At 58.4% G+C, this 18,366-nt stretch carries 17 protein-coding genes; 14 read left to right on the top strand and 3 right to left on the bottom strand.

Annotated elements, in window-relative coordinates; genetic code table 11:
• Positions 1-28 precede the first annotated feature (28 nt).
• A complete protein-coding gene (locus EDF73_RS09385) occupies positions 29-883 on the top strand; it encodes a co-chaperone YbbN (RefSeq protein ID WP_132728545.1) in 855 nt (284 codons plus the stop codon).
• Positions 884-991: 108 nt separating this feature from the next.
• Here EDF73_RS09385 and fetB read toward each other — a convergent pair whose 3' ends face one another.
• Positions 992-1,774 carry an iron export ABC transporter permease subunit FetB gene (gene fetB / locus EDF73_RS09380; protein ID WP_132728543.1) on the bottom strand — a complete coding sequence of 261 codons (783 nt, stop codon included), beginning with the start codon at positions 1,772-1,774 and terminating at the stop codon, positions 992-994.
• Complete coding sequence (fetA, locus tag EDF73_RS09375; protein ID WP_132728541.1) at positions 1,761-2,438, bottom strand: iron ABC transporter ATP-binding protein FetA; 678 nt, start codon at positions 2,436-2,438, stop codon at positions 1,761-1,763. Before fetA ends, fetB begins: the two co-directional genes overlap by 14 nt.
• 139 nt (positions 2,439-2,577) lie before the next feature.
• On the opposite strand from fetA, the gene EDF73_RS09370 reads away from it, so the two are divergent.
• Positions 2,578-3,495 carry an SPFH domain-containing protein gene (locus EDF73_RS09370; RefSeq protein ID WP_132728539.1) on the top strand — a complete coding sequence of 306 codons (918 nt, stop codon included), beginning with the start codon at positions 2,578-2,580 and terminating at the stop codon, positions 3,493-3,495.
• Positions 3,492-3,956, top strand: coding sequence for an NfeD family protein (locus EDF73_RS09365; RefSeq protein WP_132728537.1), 465 nt, complete (start codon positions 3,492-3,494; stop codon positions 3,954-3,956). The genes EDF73_RS09370 and EDF73_RS09365 overlap by 4 nt, the downstream gene beginning before the upstream one ends.
• Here the strand turns inward: EDF73_RS09365 and cueR are convergent.
• The gene (gene cueR, locus EDF73_RS09360) at positions 3,953-4,363 is read right to left on the bottom strand and encodes a Cu(I)-responsive transcriptional regulator (protein ID WP_132728535.1); all 411 of its coding nucleotides are present in this window, start codon (positions 4,361-4,363) and stop codon (positions 3,953-3,955) included. The genes EDF73_RS09365 and cueR overlap by 4 nt on opposite strands.
• Before the next feature lie 285 nt (positions 4,364-4,648).
• On the opposite strand from cueR, the gene EDF73_RS09355 reads away from it, so the two are divergent.
• The 11 genes from EDF73_RS09355 (at position 4,649) to copA (ending at position 18,346) form a co-directional block, all read left to right on the top strand.
• Positions 4,649-6,781 (top strand): TonB-dependent receptor, encoded by a 2,133-nt coding sequence (locus EDF73_RS09355; RefSeq protein WP_132728533.1) that lies wholly within the window; start codon positions 4,649-4,651, stop codon positions 6,779-6,781.
• Positions 6,782-6,783: 2 nt separating this feature from the next.
• Positions 6,784-7,608: an ABC transporter substrate-binding protein gene (locus EDF73_RS09350; RefSeq protein ID WP_132728531.1), complete on the top strand. Its 825-nt coding sequence runs from the start codon at positions 6,784-6,786 to the stop codon at positions 7,606-7,608.
• A gap of 19 nt (positions 7,609-7,627) precedes the next feature.
• Positions 7,628-8,965 carry a heme anaerobic degradation radical SAM methyltransferase ChuW/HutW gene (gene hutW, locus EDF73_RS09345; RefSeq protein WP_132728529.1) on the top strand — a complete coding sequence of 446 codons (1,338 nt, stop codon included), beginning with the start codon at positions 7,628-7,630 and terminating at the stop codon, positions 8,963-8,965.
• An 11-nt stretch (positions 8,966-8,976) separates the two neighbouring features.
• Positions 8,977-9,471 (top strand): heme utilization cystosolic carrier protein HutX, encoded by a 495-nt coding sequence (hutX, locus tag EDF73_RS09340; RefSeq protein WP_132728528.1) that lies wholly within the window; start codon positions 8,977-8,979, stop codon positions 9,469-9,471.
• Positions 9,471-10,094 carry an anaerobilin reductase gene (gene chuY / locus EDF73_RS09335; RefSeq protein ID WP_132728526.1) on the top strand — a complete coding sequence of 208 codons (624 nt, stop codon included), beginning with the start codon at positions 9,471-9,473 and terminating at the stop codon, positions 10,092-10,094. Before hutX ends, chuY begins: the two co-directional genes overlap by 1 nt.
• 51 nt (positions 10,095-10,145) lie before the next feature.
• The gene (locus EDF73_RS09330) at positions 10,146-11,138 is read left to right on the top strand and encodes an iron ABC transporter permease (protein ID WP_207896622.1); all 993 of its coding nucleotides are present in this window, start codon (positions 10,146-10,148) and stop codon (positions 11,136-11,138) included.
• Positions 11,135-11,905, top strand: a complete 771-nt coding sequence (locus EDF73_RS09325) for a heme ABC transporter ATP-binding protein (protein WP_132728522.1) — start codon at positions 11,135-11,137, stop codon at positions 11,903-11,905. Before EDF73_RS09330 ends, EDF73_RS09325 begins: the two co-directional genes overlap by 4 nt.
• Positions 11,906-12,111: 206 nt before the next feature.
• Positions 12,112-13,506, top strand: a complete 1,395-nt coding sequence (locus EDF73_RS09320; RefSeq protein WP_132728521.1) for an MFS transporter — start codon at positions 12,112-12,114, stop codon at positions 13,504-13,506.
• 104 nt (positions 13,507-13,610) lie between these two features.
• Positions 13,611-14,642, top strand: a complete 1,032-nt coding sequence (locus EDF73_RS09315; protein ID WP_132728519.1) for a LacI family DNA-binding transcriptional regulator — start codon at positions 13,611-13,613, stop codon at positions 14,640-14,642.
• The gene (locus EDF73_RS09310) at positions 14,617-15,636 is read left to right on the top strand and encodes a nucleoside hydrolase (RefSeq protein WP_132729013.1); all 1,020 of its coding nucleotides are present in this window, start codon (positions 14,617-14,619) and stop codon (positions 15,634-15,636) included. The genes EDF73_RS09315 and EDF73_RS09310 overlap by 26 nt, the downstream gene beginning before the upstream one ends.
• A gap of 208 nt (positions 15,637-15,844) precedes the next feature.
• Positions 15,845-18,346: a copper-exporting P-type ATPase CopA gene (gene copA, locus EDF73_RS09305; RefSeq protein ID WP_132728517.1), complete on the top strand. Its 2,502-nt coding sequence runs from the start codon at positions 15,845-15,847 to the stop codon at positions 18,344-18,346.
• Positions 18,347-18,366: the final 20 nt, after the last annotated feature.

The raw sequence follows: 18,366 nt of genomic DNA, 5'->3' as shown, positions 1-18,366 counted from the left end.
ACCCAAAATCGACTAAAGAGATGCGCTCATGTCAGTACAGAATATTATCAATATTACCGAAGCTAACCTGCACCAGACGCTGGAGCAATCCGTGACGGCGCCGGTGCTGTTTTATTTCTGGTCAGCGCGCAGTCAGCACTGCGAGCAGCTGACACCGGTCCTCGAAGGGCTGGCTGCGCAATATAACGGTCAGTTCACGCTGGCGAAAGTTGACTGCGACGCTGAGCAAATGCTCGCCTCGCAGTTTGGTCTGCGTTCAATTCCGACGGTTTATCTGTTCCAGAACGGCCAGCCGGTAGACGGCTTTGAAGGCCCGCAGCCGGAATCCGCTATCCGCGCGCTGCTGGACAAAGTCCTGCCGCGTGAAGAAGAGCTCAAAGCCCAGCAGGCGCTGGCGCTGATGCAGGAAGAGAAGTATCTCGAGGCGCTGCCGCTGCTGAAAGAGGCATGGCAGCTGTCGAACCAGGACAGCCAGATTGGCCTGCTGCTGGCGGAAACGCTGATCGCGCTGCAGCGTTCTGATGAGGCCGAAACGGTGCTGAAAACCGTTCCGCTGCAGGATCAGGATACCCGTTATCAGGGGTTGGTTGCGCAGATTGAGCTGCTTAAGCAGGCGGCCGACACGCCGGAAATTCAGCAGCTGCAGCAGCAGGTTGAGCAAAACCCGGACGATGCGCCGCTGGCGGCCCAGCTGGCATTACAGCTGCACCAGGTCGGGCGTAATGAAGAGGCGCTGGAGCTGCTGTTCAGCCATCTGAAGAAAGATTTAGCCGCCGGCGACGGCCAGGTGCGGAAGATGCTGCAGGAGATCCTTGCCGCGCTCGGCACCGGTGACGCATTAGCCGCGAAGTATCGTCGCCAGCTCTATTCGCTGCTGTACTAATCCCCTTATCCGCGTTAATCCCCCGGTCACGCTACGCTTACCGGGGCGACGGGCGGCATCGGCGGATAGCCCGGGTGGCGGCATGCGCGCCGTCGCCCGGGGAACCGTTTACGCGTGTTTTTTCAGCTGCGTCACCACCAGCTGATGGCGGGCGTTAAAGAACTTGCGGTAGGTCAGATAGCCGGCGATGATCGTCGATAAGCTGGCGGTCGACAGCAGCATAAACGTCACCATAATCTGATACTTAATCGCTTTCACCGGGTCAATGCCGGCAAAAATCAGCCCCGACATCATCCCGGGTAAACTCACCAGCCCCACCGTTTTCGCCGAATCAATCGTTGGGATCAACGAGGCGCGAATACTGTCGCGAATCAGCCCCGCGGCTGCCATTTTCGGCGTCGCCCCCAGGCTGAGCTTCTCCTGAATCTGCTGCTGCTCGCTGCTGAAACGCTGCCCCATATTGTTGTAGCATAGCCCGACCGCCACCATCGCGTTGCCGGCCACCATCCCGGCGATCGGAATCACCTGCATCGGCACAAAGGCAATCGAACCAGAAAACACCAGCACCGCCAGCGTCAGCCCGGCTCCGGTGGTGATCGCAATAAACGACGACACAAACGCCTTATCGATATATTTACTGCGTTTCTGCGCATTCCACGCGGCGTTAAAGCAAATAAACAGCACCATGAATAGCGTCAGCAGCGCATGATTCACATGGAAGATATATTTCAGGACGTAGCCGACAATAATCAGCTGTACCACCGCCCGACAGATACTCCAGATGATATCTTTTTCCAGCGCCAGCTTTTCCCGGTAGCTGACGATAATCGCCACCAGTACCAGCACCATCGAAAGCGCCAGCGATTCGTTGGTAATATTATGCCCGTTCATGAGACACCTCCGCCGCGTGGCCACCTGCCGGTTGCAGGGTAATCACTTCATCCGCATGGGCAATTTCATTGCTATCATGGGTGACCCACAGGACGGCAATATTTTTTTCCGTCGCATAGCGATGAATAATATCGTTTACGTTGCGTTTATTGCTGTCATCCAGCGCGCTGGTAATTTCATCGAGCAGCAGTACCTGCGGCAAAAATTGTAAATTACGAATGAGCGAAACCCGTTGTTTTTCTCCCCCCGACAGCTCATTAATCGATTTTTCCAGCGTATTGTCAGCCAGGCCAAAGCGCTGCAAATCGGCGATCAGCGCCTGCGGATCCGGCTGTTTATTACGGATCTGCCAGGGGAAAATCAGATTGTCATAGACCGAGTCGCCAAAGAGCACCGGGGTTTGCGCACAGTAGGAGACCTGCTGGCGGTAGCTTTCCGGCGACAGCGTATTAATATCCTGACCGGCAAAAAAAATCTGTCCCGAGGTGGGGCTAAGCAGCGAGGCGATAATTTTCAACAGAGTGCTTTTCCCGCAGCCGGAAGGCCCGGTAATCAGCTTAAATTCGCCCGCCTGCAGCTGGAGGCTAATATTATTAAGAATGACCGTCTCGTCAATGCGAAAGCCAACCTCATCAAGACGCAAAATAGCGTTATTTTCCTTCATTATTGTTCCACTTTTTTCCCACAAGGCAACGAGTTTACCCCAGTTTCCTTTCACCAGGATGAGGAGAAAGATATACTCAATTTAAACATGCGTCATTTTTTCTGGCGCCTCATCAGGCAATAAAACAGGAGGTTTTTTGATGCTGATTTTTATCCCTATTCTCATTTTCGTCGCGCTGGTCATCGTGACCGCGGGGGTGAAAATTGTCCCCCAGGGCTACCAGTGGACCGTCGAGCGTTTCGGTCGCTACACCGTGACCCTGCAGCCGGGCTTAAGTCTGGTGGTGCCGTTTATGGATCGCATCGGCCGCAAGATTAATATGATGGAGCAGGTGCTTGATATTCCCTCCCAGGAGGTGATTTCACGTGATAACGCCAATGTAACCATCGATGCCGTGTGCTTTATTCAGGTCATTGACGCGCCGAAAGCGGCTTATGAGGTCAGCAATTTGCAGCAGGCGATCGTTAACCTGACGATGACCAATATTCGTACCGTCCTCGGCTCAATGGAACTCGACGAAATGCTCTCCCAGCGCGACAGCATCAATACTCGCCTGCTGCATATTGTTGATGAAGCGACCAACCCATGGGGCGTCAAGATTACCCGTGTTGAAATTCGCGACGTCCGTCCGCCGGCAGAGCTTATCGCCTCGATGAACGCCCAGATGAAGGCCGAACGAACCAAACGCGCCTATATTCTTGAAGCCGAAGGGATACGTCAGGCCGAAATCCTCAAAGCCGAAGGGGAGAAGCAGTCGCAGATCCTCAAAGCCGAAGGCGAGCGACAGTCGGCATTCTTACAGGCCGAGGCCCGTGAGCGTTCCGCGGAAGCGGAAGCCCGCGCCACGCAGATGGTCTCTTCGGCGATTGCTTCCGGGGATATCCAGGCGATTAACTACTTTGTCGCGCAGAAATATACCGATGCGCTGCAGAAAATTGGCTCAGCCAATAACAGCAAAGTGGTGATGATGCCGCTGGAAGCCAGCAGCCTGATGGGATCGATTGCCGGTATTAGCGAACTGCTTAAGGAAAGCGCTGGCGAACGGAAAAAATCATGATGGCACTCATTCTCGCTCATCCGCATATTTTCTGGCTGAGCCTTGGCGGACTGCTGCTGGCGGCGGAGATGCTCGGCGGCAACGGCTATCTGCTGTGGAGCGGCATCGCGGGCGTCGTCACCGGGCTATTGACCTGGATGCTGCCGTTCGGCTGGGAATGGCAGGGGGCGCTGTTTGCCGCGCTGACCCTGCTGGCCGCCTGGCTGTGGTCGCACTGGCTACGCCGGCAGGTCAAACGCCAGCAGCCGGTTGACGCCCAGCTAAACCAGCGCGGGAAGCAGCTGCTCGGGCGTATTTTCACCCTCGAGACCGCATTGGTTAACGGCCATGGCAACGTCCGCGTCGGCGACAGCTCATGGCCGGTGGTTGCCGATGAGGACCTTGCCGCAGGCTGTCATGTGGAAGTCATCGCGGTCGAAGGCATTACGCTACGGGTCAGGGCCGTTCCTCCCCGCCTCTAAACCTGCGCCTTGCGATGGCAGCAGCCGGAGAGATTGTCGATAATCGGGCACTCCGCGCCGTCATCGCCGGGGCAGGATTCCGCCAGCGCCAGCAGATGCGTGCGCATATTTTGCAGCTCGCTGATATGGCGCTCAATATCCGCCACCTTCTCCAGCGTTCTGCGCTTAACGTCCGCGCTATGTCGCGACGGATCGTTGAACAAAAAAATCAGCTCCCGACACTCCTCGAGATTGAAACCGACCTGCCGCGCCTGGCGCAGTAAAGTCAGCTCTTCCAGGTGCCGTTGGCCGTAGCGGCGATAGCCGTTTTCGCTGCGCAGCGGCGGCGTGACCAGCCCCTTCTCTTCATAAAAGCGAATCGCTTTACTGGTTAAACCGGTTTTTTTTGCCACATCGCTGATATTCATTTTCCCTCCCCACTGCGGCGTCTTCTGCTCTCTATTGTAGGGCTAATCTCGCCATCCCCCACCCTTTCCTTGATGAATAAATATAAGCCATATCTTTCATCAGGTTAATGTTTCCCCTGCTCCCCCCTGACGCGATATCCATCACAAAAAATAACTTACCTCGCGTGAGAAATTGACCCACATCAAAGGTGCATTCTGTTTACACCTTAGTGACTGGACGCGCAGTTGATAAAACCCTATAAACGCGAATGCGATTAATTATCATTACAATTAAAGGTTACTTTGATGATGCCAGGAACATACCTGGGGAGCCTGCGCCTCTCCCCCCTCTCGTTATTTGTTGCCGCTACCGTTGCGGCGGCAAGCCCGACCATCTCAGCGCAAAATACCGGCGAAGAGACGCTGGTCGTTACCGCTAATCGTGCGGAATCCAGCCTCTGGGAGAGCCCGGCGACGATCCAGGTGATTGACCGCGCCACGCTGGATAAATCAACCAGCGTTTCTATCGCCGACGATCTGCAGGATATTCCCGGGGTTGAGGTGACCGACAACGCGCTGGCCGGCCGCAAGCAAATTCGTATTCGCGGCGAAGCCTCTTCCCGGGTGCTGATTTTGATCGACGGTCAGGTTGTCAGCTACCAGCGCGCCGGGCAGAACTACGGCGCCGGGCTGCTGATTGACGAATCGGCTCTCGAGCGTATCGAGGTGGTAAAAGGCCCGTACTCGGTTCTTTACGGCTCACAGGCCATTGGCGGCGTCGTCAACTTCATCACCAAAAAAGGCGGAGATAAGCCGCTCGCAGGCAGTATCAAAGCCGTCTATAACTCGGCCACCGCCGGCTGGGAAGAGTCTGCCGCCGCCTGGGGCAGCATCGGCAGCTTTGACTATCGTATCAACGGCAGCTACTCCGATCAGGGCGATCGCGACACCCCTGACGGCAGGTTGCCCAATACCCACTTTCGCAATAACGCTCAGGGCGTCTGGCTGGGCTACCATCTCGATCGCCATCAGTTCGGCCTGTCGCTCGATCGCTACAAAACCGCGACGCAAACCTGGCTTAGCGATGCCGATAACCAGTATGACGAATTCAGCGTCCGCATCCCGAAACTGGAGCGCGAAAAGGTCGGGGTATTCTATGACTATGCTGCCGACGGCGATTACCTGAAGAAAATTCATTTCGACGCTTACACCCAGACCATTGAGCGTAAATTTGAAAACCGGGTCAAGACCACCCAGCCGATTCCCAGCCCGCTAATTCAGGCCCTGACGGTCAGCAATCAGACCCATACCCAGGATAAGCAGTACACCCAGGGCGTCACGTTACAGAGCAACTTCTCGCTGCCGGCGAACAACGAGCTGGTTCTCGGCACCCAGTATCAGCATGACAAGGTGAAGCAGGACTCCAGCAGCAGCACGCGCCAGACTGCCGCCACCGGCTTCTTCGATATCCAGAGCCACACCCTGTCGCATATTGAAGCCCAGCAGAGTAACACCTCATTGTTTGCGCAAAACGACTGGCATTTCGCCGACGACTGGACATGGACCGTTGGCGCGCGTCAGTACTGGCTCTCCTCGCGACTCGATCGTAGCGACAGCCTGAGCGACGGGGCCCGACAGTCCTCCGCTGGAAAATCGGCACATGACGATGAGTTCGTCACCTCCACCAGCCTGCGCTATTCCGGTTTTAAAGATATTGAACTGCGCGCCGCCTATGCGCAGGGGTATGTCTTCCCGACGTTAACCCAGCTGTTTATGCAGACGTCTGCTGGCGGCGGCGTGACCTACGGCAACCCCAATCTGCAAGCGGAACACTCCAATAACTATGAGCTGGGCGCCCGGTATAAAGGGAATATGTGGCTGATTGACGGGGCGATTTACTACTCCGAAGCCAAAGACTATATCGCCAGCCTGGCCTGCTCAGGAAACGCGATCTGTAACGGCAACAGTAGCTCCTCACGCGGTGAATATTACTACTACGACAATATTGACCGCGCCAAAACCTGGGGCATGGAGCTGACAGCGGAATACAACGGGTGGGCCGTATCTCCCTATCTGAGCGGCAATATTATTCGTCGTCAGTACCAGGGCGCGGCCCTCAAAACCTGGGATACCGGCGAACCGACGCTGACGGGGCGAGCGGGCCTGAAACACACGCTGCTGATGAATGCGCTCAACGTTTCTTCCGATCTCTTCGTTCGCGCCGCCTCCAGTGCCAAAGATAACACCGGCAGTAAGGAGATTAACTATCCGGGCTGGGCCACCCTTAACCTCGCCTTCACGACCGAGTTTGGCCCGCAGGATCAGTATCAGGTCAACCTGGCGCTCAATAACCTGACCGACAAGCGCTACCAGACCGCCCATGAAACGATTCCTGCCGCAGGTTTTAACGCCGCGGTGGGCTTCGCATGGAATTTCTGACGATGAAGAGACTTATCGCAACCTTACTGGCTCTCGCCTGCGTCTGTAGCGCGCAGGCCGCCGAACGGCTGGTCGTCGCGGGCGGTTCGCTAACCGAACTTATCTTCGCGATGGGAGCCGGCAACCGCGTGGTCGGGGTAGATGAAACCACCTCTTATCCCCCGGAAACCGCCGCGCTGGCGCATATCGGCTACTGGAAGCAGCTCAGTAGCGAAGGCATTTTGTCCCTGCGCCCGGAGCGCTTTATCACCTGGCAGGATGCCGGGCCGCAAATCGTTCTCGACCAGCTACGCGCGCAACAGGTCAACGTCGTCACTCTGCCGCGCGTACCGGCTACGGTGGAACAGATGTACGCCAATATTCGCGAGCTGGCAAAAACGCTACAGACGCAGGAACAAGGCGAAGCGCTGGTGAACCGTATCCAGCAGCGCCTGGAACGGGTCCAGCGCAGCGTGGCGGCGAAAAGCGCGCCGGTCAAAGCGCTGTTTATTCTCTCCGCTGGCAGCAGCGCGCCGCAGGTCGCCGGTAAAGGCAGCGTCGCAGACGCCATTCTGAGCCTGGCAGGCGCCCGGAATGTGGCGACGCACAGGCAGTACAAAAGCTATAGCGCGGAATCGCTGATTGCGACCAATCCGCAGGTGATTGTCGTGACTTCGCAAATGGTCGATGGCGATCTTAATCGTCTGCGCACGATAGTTGGTCTAACCCACACCGCCGCCTGGAAAAATCAGCGTATTGTCATCGTCGATCAAGCGCTGATCCTCGGCATGGGCCCTCGCGTCGCCGACGCAGTTGAGTCCCTGCACCAGCAATTTTGGCCTCAATAGATGGATTTGATGTAGACGTATGAATACTCACAACGCGCTGGATCTCACCCCGCATTTTGCGCTGGAGGGCAACCAGCCATTTAAAGATCGTCGCGCCACCATGCCGTGGCGCGGCGCGATCCCGATAGCCAAAGAGCAGCTGTCGCAAACCTGGCAAGCGGTCATCAGCCAGAGCGTGCCCCGGCGTAAAAGACTGGTGTACTTACACATTCCCTTTTGCGCCACCCACTGTACGTTCTGCGGTTTTTATCAAAACCGTTTTGCGGAGGATCATTGCGCCCGCTATACCGATGCTCTGCTGCGGGAAATCGCCATGGAAGCCGACAGCGCGCTGCACCAGTCGGTCCCCATCCATGCGGTTTACTTCGGCGGCGGTACGCCGTCTGCGCTGTCGGCGCGGGATCTGGCGAGGATCATCACCGCGCTACGTGAACAGCTGCCGCTGGCGCCGGATTGTGAAATCACGATTGAAGGCCGGGTGCTTAACTTTGACGCGAACCGGATTGACGCCTGTCTGGATGCCGGCGCCAATCGTTTTTCCATCGGCATTCAGTCCTTCAACAGCAAGATCCGTAAGAAGATGGCCCGCACCTCCGACGGCCCGACGGCGATAGACTTTATGCAGAGGCTGGTGAAACGCGATCGCGCCGCCGTGGTGTGCGATCTGCTATTCGGCCTGCCCGGCCAGAATGCGGCGCTGTGGGGAGAAGATCTGGCGATCGCCGGCGATATTGGTCTCGACGGCGTCGATCTCTATGCCCTCAATGTGATCCCTCATACGCCGCTGGGCAAAGCCGTGGAAAACGGCCGAACCGTGGTCCCTTCTCCGGCCGAGCGGCGCGACCTTTATCTTCAGGGCTGTGATTTCATGGACGATGCGGGCTGGCGCTGCATCAGCAACAGCCACTGGGCGCGCACCACGCGTGAACGCAACCTTTACAACCTGTTGATTAAACAGGGTGCCGACTGCCTGGCATTTGGCTCCGGCGCGGGCGGTTCGGTCAACGGCTACTCGTGGATGGTCGAACGTAATCTCGCGGCCTGGCATGAATCCATCGCCGCCGGGAAAAAACCGCTGATGATGATGATGCGGACCGCCGAGCGCGGTTACCAGTGGCGCCACACCCTACAGGCGGGCGTTGAAACGGCGCGCATTCCGTTGGCTGAACTGACGCCCCATGCCGAAAAGTTAGCCCCTTTACTGAGCCAATGGCACCGGGCGGGACTCACCCGCGATGCCTCTACCTGCCTGCGTCTGACCAACGAGGGACGTTTCTGGGCAAGCAATATTTTGCAGTCTCTTGATGAACTGATTCAGGAACTTAATGCGCCGCGTATTGCGGTCGGGAAACCCTAACAGGAGTATTTATGAGCCATGTTTCTTTGCAGGATTTTTTAAAGACTGAGCCGGACGGCACGCTGGAAGCGATCGCCGAGCGGTACAACACCCCCCTTCTGGAGGTAGTGCGAAACCTGCCTTCTCTGACGCTGGTCTCCGGCGACCGGTTTGACACCGTCTGGGAAACCGTCTGCGAATGGGGCAAAGTCACCACCCTGGTCCATACTGCGGATGTCATCCTCGAGTTTACCGGCGAGCTGCCTTCCGGCTTCCACCGCCACGGCTACTTCAATCTGCGCGGCAAAAAGGGCATGACGGGGCACATCAGGGCAGAAAACTGCACGCATATCGCCTTGATCGAACGTAAATTTATGGCAATGGATACCGCCTCCATCCTTTTCTTTAACAAGGCAGGCAGCGCCATGTTCAAAATCTTCCTTGGTCGCGATGAGCACCGCCAGCTACTGAGCGAACAGCGCAACGCTTTCCATACCCTGGCCACCGCTCTAAAGGAGCATGCCTGATGACGCCGTGGTTACTCTTCGGCGCCGGCGGCCGCGGCGTGGGGGCCAACACGCTGGCACGCGCGCTGGCAGAACGCCGCCCGGTGATTGCCGTGGTACGCCAGCCGCAGGCCGCCGCTGAGCTGCAACAACAAGGCGTGCTGGTTTTCAACGGCGATGCCTGCGATGCAAGCATCGTGGCCAGCGCCTGTCGGGCCGCCGGGGCGGATGCCCTGATCATCTCCTCAATGGGCGGATCGCAGGATTACCTGGCGCACCGTACCGTTATCGATGAAGCCGAAAAAGCAGGCATCCGGCGGATGATTCTGGTGACCTCGCTGGGCTGCGGCGACGGCTGGCCCTTCCTGTCGGCACGCGCGAAGGCCGCTTTTGGCCCGGCCGTGCGCGAAAAAACGCTGGCGGAAAGCTGGCTGCAAACCAGCACGCTGGAGTACGCCATTCTTCGTCCCGGCGGGCTGCTCAACGGTGAAGCGACCGGCAAAGCGCTCAGGATACAGAATCGGGAGTGCCACGGCTTCGTGCGCCGCGCGGATGTCGCCGCCCACATTGCTGAACTGGCCGCTGCGCCCGCACTCAACAACCAGATCTACAGCCTGGTTGAACCTGAACTGAAACCGGCGTAATCCCCTCACGGCGCGGAACATCCGTGCCGTAAAGACGTAATGGAGTTTCGCGTGCTCAAGGATTCACTCTCTTCCGTCAGCGTGCTGGCGGGTCTTTCACTGCTCCTGATCGCACTGGTGCTGCTCGGCGCCAGCCAGGGGGCGCTGCACATCAGTTTCAGCGCCCTTTTCGCGGAGGAGTATCGTGCTATCTGGCTGAACATTCGCCTGCCGCGGGTTCTGCTGGCGGTACTGGTCGGCGGCGCGCTGGCCACCGCGGGGGTCATTATGCAGGGCCTCTTTCGTAACCCGATGGCCGATCCCGGCCTGCTTGGCGTCAGCAGCGGCTCTGCGCTGATGGTCGGGGTGGCGATTGTGCTGCCGTTTTCGTTTCCCGTGATTCTGGCGCTGTATGAGCAGATGATTTTTGCCGTGGCGGGCAGCCTGGTGGTCTGTACGGTAATCTTCCTGATCGGCCGGCGCCACAGCCACGGCGGCATGATGCAGCTATTGTTAGCCGGTATCGCCATCAACGCCCTGTGCGGCGCGGCGATCGGCGTGCTGAGCTATATCGGCGATGACCAGCAGCTTCGCCAGCTCACCCTATGGTTGATGGGCAATCTTGGCCAGGCCCAGTGGCCTACGCTGCTGGTAGCCGGTTCATTTGTCCTGCCGGCGATTGCCGCCACGATCTGCCTCGCCGGAACGCTGAACCTGCTGCAGCTTGGCGATGAAGAAGCGCACTACCTCGGCGTCAACGTCAAACGTAAACGCCAGCAGCTGCTGTTGCTCAGCTCGCTGCTGGTCGGCGCCGCCGTATCGGTAAGCGGCGCGATCGGCTTTATCGGGCTGGTGATCCCGCACCTGATTCGCCTGACCACAGGGGCAGATCATCGCTGGCTGATCCCCTGCGCCACTCTGGCCGGCGCCTGTTTACTCCTGCTGGCCGACACCCTGGCCCGCACTCTGGTACAGCCTGCGGAAATGCCCGTCGGTTTGTTGACCAGTCTGATCGGCGGCCCCTATTTTCTGTGGTTGATATTACGCAGCCGGAGGCCGTCATGATCGAGGCGCAAAATCTGGTTTATATCGCCGGGGGCCGGCGCCTGACCGATGATGTCTCCCTGACCTTAGCGGGTGGAGAGATCGTCGCCATTCTCGGGCCGAACGGCGCGGGAAAATCCACGCTGCTGCGCCAGTTAACGGGCTATCTGAAACCGCACAGCGGGCGCTGCGCGCTGCTGGGTAAACCGCTGGCGGAATGGTCGATAAGCGAACTGGCAAAGCGCCGCGCGGTGATGCGTCAGAATAGCCAGATGGCGTTTCCTTTTCGCGTGCAGGAAGTGATCCGCATGGGCAGGCATCCCTATCGCACACATCATTCCGCCGATGAAACGGAGTACATCATGGCGCTGTGCGGCTGCCGCGAGCTGGCCTCCCGCGACTACCGACGGCTCTCCGGCGGCGAACAGCAGCGGGTACAGCTGGCGCGTCTGCTGGTACAGCTCTGGGAGCCCGTTCCCTCCGCCAAATGGCTGTTTCTCGACGAACCGACCTCCGCGCTGGATATTCACCACCAGCAGCACCTTTTTCGCCTGCTGCGTCAACTGGTGCGCGAGCGGCAGTTCAACGTCTGCTGCGTGCTCCACGATCTCAATCTTGCCGCGCGCTACGCCGATCGTGTCGTGCTGATGGAAAAAGGCAGGGTTGTCGATAATGGTCAGCCGCAGGCGGTACTGAAACAGCGGGCGCTGAACGCACTCTACGGCGCTGACATCACGGTGTTAAACGATCCATCGAGCCACTCACCGCTGATCGTCCTCGATCGGTAAAGCCTGTGGGGCATCGATTCCGGTGCTCCATTTTCTGTAACAATTGCCTGCTATAAGTGATCGCTTTCGCAATCCTGACTCGTTCACCTTTCAATTCTACGCGGGTAGATTTATTAATTTGCGACAGAAACAGAATATCTACGCGAGTAGAACATGAAGAGTCTAAACCGGCGATTTTTGTCGACAGCTAACGTCAAGGAGCTCTAATGAACACGCATTCATCCGCCGTTCCCCTGACTGACGGCCAGCAGGCCGCGCAGGAACGACTGGAAACCCCCGAGGGGCGCCGCGAATTCTGGCGAGCGACATTTTCCTGCTGGCTAGGCACCACGATGGAATATGCCGATTTTGCTCTGTATGGCCTTGCCGCAGGCATTATCTTTGGCGATGTCTTCTTTCCGCAGGCCACCCCGGTGATGGCGCTCCTTTCCAGCTTTGCCGCCTACTCCGTTGGCTTTATCGCTCGCCCCATCGGCGCACTGCTGTTCGGCTGGATCGGCGACCATCACGGCAGGAAAATCGTCATGGTCATCACCATTGGATTGATGGGCATGTCGACTATGCTGATCGGCCTGATCCCCAGCTACGCCCAGATTGGCATTTGGGCGCCGGTATGCCTGGTGATCCTGCGATTTTCTCAGGGGCTGGGAGCCGGAGCCGAACTTTCAGGCGGAACCGTTATGCTGGCTGAATATGCCCCGGTAAAGCGGCGCGGGCTGGTTTCCTCCATCATCGCGCTGGGCTCAAATAGCGGAACATTATTGGCATCACTGGTCTGGCTAATCGTTCTGCAAATGGATAAAGACGCCCTGCTAAGTTGGGGATGGCGCATTCCTTTTCTCTGCAGCTTCCTCATCGCCGCTACCGCATTGTTTATTCGCCGCCATATGCGTGAAACGCCGGTCTTTGAACGGCAAAAAGCGCTCCTGCAGGCCGAGCGCGCGAACGCGCTTCGCCTGGGCCAGGAAATGCAGCGCCGCGACACCCGTAGCTTCTGGCAACGCACCCGGGCGTTCTGGACGATGGTCGGCCTACGTATCGGTGAAAATGGCCCCTCTTATCTGGCCCAGGGATTTATCATTGGCTATGTCGCCAGGGTGTTGATGGTTGATAAATCGGTCCCGACCGTTGCCGTGTTTATCGCTTCGATTCTGGGGTTCGCCATTATTCCCCTGGCGGGCTGGCTTTCCGATCGATTCGGCAGAAGGATCGTCTATCGTGGGTTCTGCCTGTTGCTGATCCTGTACGCGTTTCCGGCATTCATCCTGCTGGATTCCCGTGAACCGTGGATTGTCATCCCGACGATCGTGAGCGGCATGGCGCTCGCGTCACTGGGTATTTTCGGCGTTCAGGCCGCGTGGGGTGTGGAGCTTTTCGGGGTGGCCAACCGCTATACCAAAATGGCCCTGGCGAAAGAGCTGGGCTCGATTATGTCTGGCGGTACCGCACCGCTTATCGCCTCGGCGCTGCTCTCATTTTACGGACACTGGTGGCCTATCGCCGTCTATTTCGCGCTCATGGCCGCGATTGGTCTGGTTACCACGTTCTTCGCACCCGAGACGCGCGGACGGGATCTCAACTTACCCGAGGATGCGATTTGAGCCCAGGAACGCGGGATGCGCGTTCTTTAGCAAAGATTTTTGTCGCATAAGGCCTTATGCTGTCTGGAAAAAGAACGCTCAGAGCTGAGTCAGGTAGGAACCTCGTGACCCAATCACATTCACCACGCGTAACACGTTCTGATGTTGCAAAAGAGGCGGGAACGTCTGTCGCCGTCGTGAGTTACGTTATTAATAACGGTCCGCGCCCCGTCGCGGAGGCGACCCGCCAGCGCGTATTGCAGGCCATTAAGAAAACCGGTTACCGACCAAATGGTATCGCGCGCGCCCTGGCTTCCGGAAGCACGCAAACCTATGGCCTTATTGTACCTGACGTCTCTAACCCGTTTATTGCCTCCATGGCGCATGCCCTGCAACGCGAAGCGTTTGCTGATGGCAAAGTTCTCCTGTTGGGCGATGCCGGCGACAGCAGCGGGCGTGAGCGTGAACTGATTAACAATATGCTCCACCGTCAGGTCGATGGGCTGATCTATACCAGCGTTGACCGGCATCCTTACATTGAGCTGATTCAGGCGAGCGCTACCCCCTGCGTCATGCTGGATCGCGTCGATCCGGGGCTCAATGTCAGCGTGATTCAGGTCGATGAGCAGCTGGCGGCCTGGCAGGTGACGAAACATCTGATTGATCACGGCTACCGCGACATTGGCATTATTTGTGGTCCACGTGAAATGTTGAATACCCAGGATCGTATCCGAGGATGGCAGCTGGCGTTGCAGGAGGCATCGCTGGCGATCAATCCCGCCTGGATCTTTTCGACCAACTATACCCGCGCGGGAGGTTATGAAGCCGCCAGACGGATGTTGCAAGGGCAACCGCCGCGCGCGCTGTTCGCCACCAATGAACAGCAAGCCCTCGGTTGTTTACGCGCGCTGGCAGAACACGGGCTGCGGGTGCCGCAGGATATGGCGCTGGTCTGCTTTAACGCAACGCAAGAATCGGCTTACAACGTACCGTCGTTAACCGCCGTCCGACAACCCGTTGATGAAATGGCCCGTGCGGCAATCAACATGTTGAAAAACTGGGACGGAGAGGTGCGCCGCGTTGAATTTGCGTTCTTTTTACGAGTGGGAGAGTCGTGTGGCTGCCAGGGACATGAAGTACAACCCGAGACAAGATAAAAATCAATCCATGCGCCTGATTATCGACTGCGACCCGGGCAATGGCGTTCCCGGAGCCAATATCGATGACGGCCTCGCGCTGGCACTCGCCATTGCCGCGCCGCAAATCACCCTCGAGATGATAACGATCGTCGCAGGTAATACCCCGGTAGCAACCGGATATGCCGTCGCCAAAGATTTCGTTCAACAATCCGGGATTGCCGTTGCGGTCTATCGCGGCGCGGCGCGCGCGCTCAGAGAGGATCCTCAGCCATGGCGCGAAAAACTCGATCATGGCGTCGATCGATTTGGCTTACGCCAACTATGGTCAGATGTCCCTGCTCCGCCGGCGTGTCCGGAGGCCAGGCCTCTTGCGCCTGAAGCCATCGGGGAATGGATATGCCGCCATCCCGGCGAGATCACCCTGGTTGCAACAGGCCCACTGACGAATGTGGCTATGGCGCTGCAGCTTTATCCGCAGATGGTGCAGGCGGTGAAAAATATCGTAATAATGGGCGGGGCGTTCAATGTTCCGGGCTACATAAAAGACACCAATTTTGGGCTGGATCCTGAAGCGGCTCATGCCGTGCTCACCTGCGGCGCGCCGATCGCCCTGGTGCCAATGGATGTCACGACAAAAACCCAAATGCGCCATGCCGATTTGGATCGTCTGGCGCAGAGGGACAACGCGCTTAGCCGCTATCTGGCGCAAACCATTCGACCGTGGATCAGCTACTCAATGCAGACCCGTAACCTGCCAGGATGTTGGATCCACGATGTTCTGACGATTGCCTGGTTACTCGATCCCTCTCTCGCCACCACGACAGAGGACTATCTGGACGTCTCTCTCGAAGGCCTCACGCGCGGTATGACCTGCCGCTATGGACGGGAGGCATTGCGCCTGGACGTGGGGATCCCTGAACCCAAAGGCGCAATGGTAAAAATTCTGCAAAGTATCGATAACCATCAACTGCTTGCGCTGATTGAACACTATATTCACCATTACCGGGCCTAGCGTCGCAGTTCAGCAACCAGCGGCCTTCGCACGCTGCGCGGGCCGACGTTTTCCCACCACAGGACTTTCCCCGCACCGGGCAGCCACCTTTCTGCTATCGCGGAGGAACACTGAAGACGCGCGCATAAAATAAACCCTTGACCCTCCCCTTGCTGGAAGGTTTAACCTTTATCACCGTGAGTTCATCCCTGTAATAAAGGAGTATGTCATGTCCCAAACCATCGATCTGGCCCTCGACGGACTGTCCTGCGGTCACTGCGTCAAACGCGTGAAAGAAAGCCTCGAACAACGTCCCGACGTTGAGCAGGCGGAGGTGACCGTTAGTGAAGCGCACGTCACCGGTAGCGCCAGCGCAGAAGCACTTATCGAAACCATCAAACAGGCCGGGTATGGTGCGGAGTTAAGCCACCCAAAGGCTAAACCGCTGGCAGAATCAACAATCCCGTCGGAAGCACTGACAGCGGCCTCCCCTGAGCTTCCGGCAGCCCATGACGAGGATGACAGTCAACAGCTGCTGATCAACGGCATGAGCTGCGCCAGCTGCGTCTCCCGGGTACAAAACGCGCTGGCCGCGGTACCGGGCGTGGTACAGGCACGGGTAAACCTGGCGGAACGCACTGCGCTGATTATGGGCAGCGCGTCCGCTGCAGAATTAGTCCAGGCGGTGGAGAAAGCAGGCTACGGCGCGGAAGCTATCGAAGACGATCTCAAGCGTCGCGCACGCCAGCAGGAAACCGCTATCGCCATCATGAAACGCTTCCGCTGGCAGGCCATCGTCGCCCTGCTGGTCGGGATCCCGGTGATGGGCTGGGGGATGATCGGCGATAATATGATGGTCAGCGACGCTAACCGCTCGCTGTGGCTGGCTATCGGTCTTATCACCCTGGCGGTGATGGTCTTCGCCGGCGGCCACTTCTATCGCAGCGCATGGAAAAGCCTGAAAAACGGCACCGCCACCATGGACACGCTGGTGGCGCTGGGAACCGGGGTGGCGTGGATCTACTCGATGAGCGTCAACCTGTGGCCGCAGTGGTTCCCGATGGAGGCGCGCCACCTTTACTATGAAGCCAGTGCGATGATTATCGGTTTGATTAATCTCGGCCATATGCTGGAAGCGCGCGCCCGCCAGCGCTCGTCAAAGGCGCTGGAAAAACTGCTCGACCTGACGCCGCCGTCGGCGCGGGTCGTCACTGAAGAGGGTGAAAAAAGCGTCCCGCTGGCCGAGGTTATGCCGGGGATGACCCTGCGTCTGACCACCGGCGACCGGGTCCCGGTTGACGGCGTAATAAGCGAGGGGGAAGCCTGGCTGGATGAAGCGATGCTGACCGGCGAGCCGATCCCGCAGCAGAAAGGCGACGGTGAAACGCTTCATGCCGGTACGGTCGTGCAGGACGGCAGCGTTCTGTTTACCGCCAGCGCCGTCGGGAGCCAGACCACCCTTGCGCGTATTATTCGCATGGTGCGCCAAGCGCAAAGCAGTAAACCGGAGATCGGCCAGCTGGCGGATAAAATCTCCGCCGTCTTCGTACCGGCGGTGGTCGCTATCGCCCTGTTCAGCGCGGCAATCTGGTACAGATTCGGGCCGGCGCCGCAAATTGTCTACACCCTGGTGATCGCCACCACGGTGCTGATTATCGCCTGCCCTTGCGCGCTGGGGCTGGCGACGCCGATGTCGATTATCTCCGGCGTCGGGCGGGCGGCGGAATACGGCGTACTGGTTCGCGATGCCGATGCGCTGCAGCGCGCCAGCCAGCTGGATACTCTCGTCTTCGATAAAACGGGTACGCTGACCGAAGGCAAGCCGCAGGTGGTGGCGGTAAAAACCGCGGCCGGCATTGACGAAGCGACCGCGCTGCGTCTTGCCGCGGCGCTGGAGCAGGGCTCCAGCCATCCGCTGGCGCGCGCGATTCTGGATAAGGCGGTGGGCAGCCCGCTGCCGACGGTGAATCACTTTCGCACCCTTCGCGGACTGGGCGTCAGCGGCGACGCCGACGGTCACGCGCTGCTGCTCGGCAACCAGGCGCTGCTTAACGAACACAGTATTGCCACCGGGGCGATGGAAAGTGAGATTACCGCTCAGGCATCGCAAGGCGCCACGCCGGTCCTGCTGGCGATAGATGGCCAGCTCGCCGCCCTGCTCGCCATTCGCGATCCGCTGCGCAGCGACAGCGTGGCCGCGCTGGCGCGCCTGCATCGACAGGGCTACCGTCTGGTGATGCTGACCGGGGATAACCCGGTCACCGCCAACGCCATCGCCAGAGAGGCGGGGATTGATGAAGTTATTGCCGGCGTGCTGCCGGACGGCAAAGCCGATGCCATCAAACGTCTGCAAAGCCAGGGACACCAGGTCGCGATGGTCGGCGACGGCATCAACGATGCCCCGGCGCTGGCACAGGCCGATGTCGGCATTGCGATGGGCGGCGGCAGCGATGTGGCCATTGAAACGGCGGCGATCGCCCTGATGCGCCACAGCCTGAACGGCGTCGCCGATGCGCTGGCGATTGCCAAAGCCACGCTGCGCAATATGAAGCAAAACCTGCTGGGAGCCTTCGTTTATAACTCGTTGGGTATTCCGATTGCCGCCGGGATCTTATGGCCGCTCACCGGAACCTTGCTTAATCCGGTGGTCGCCGGAGCCGCCATGGCGCTCTCCTCGATTACCGTGGTCAGCAATGCTAACCGGCTGCTGCGCTTTAAGCCGAAAGACTAGATGTTGTCACCCATACGCGC

This window comes from Klebsiella sp. BIGb0138 (assembly GCF_004342285.1).
GTDB lineage: Bacteria > Pseudomonadota > Gammaproteobacteria > Enterobacterales > Enterobacteriaceae > Klebsiella.
Note: the sequence above shows the minus strand (reverse complement) of the source record. Positions and strands in the feature narration are given on the sequence as shown.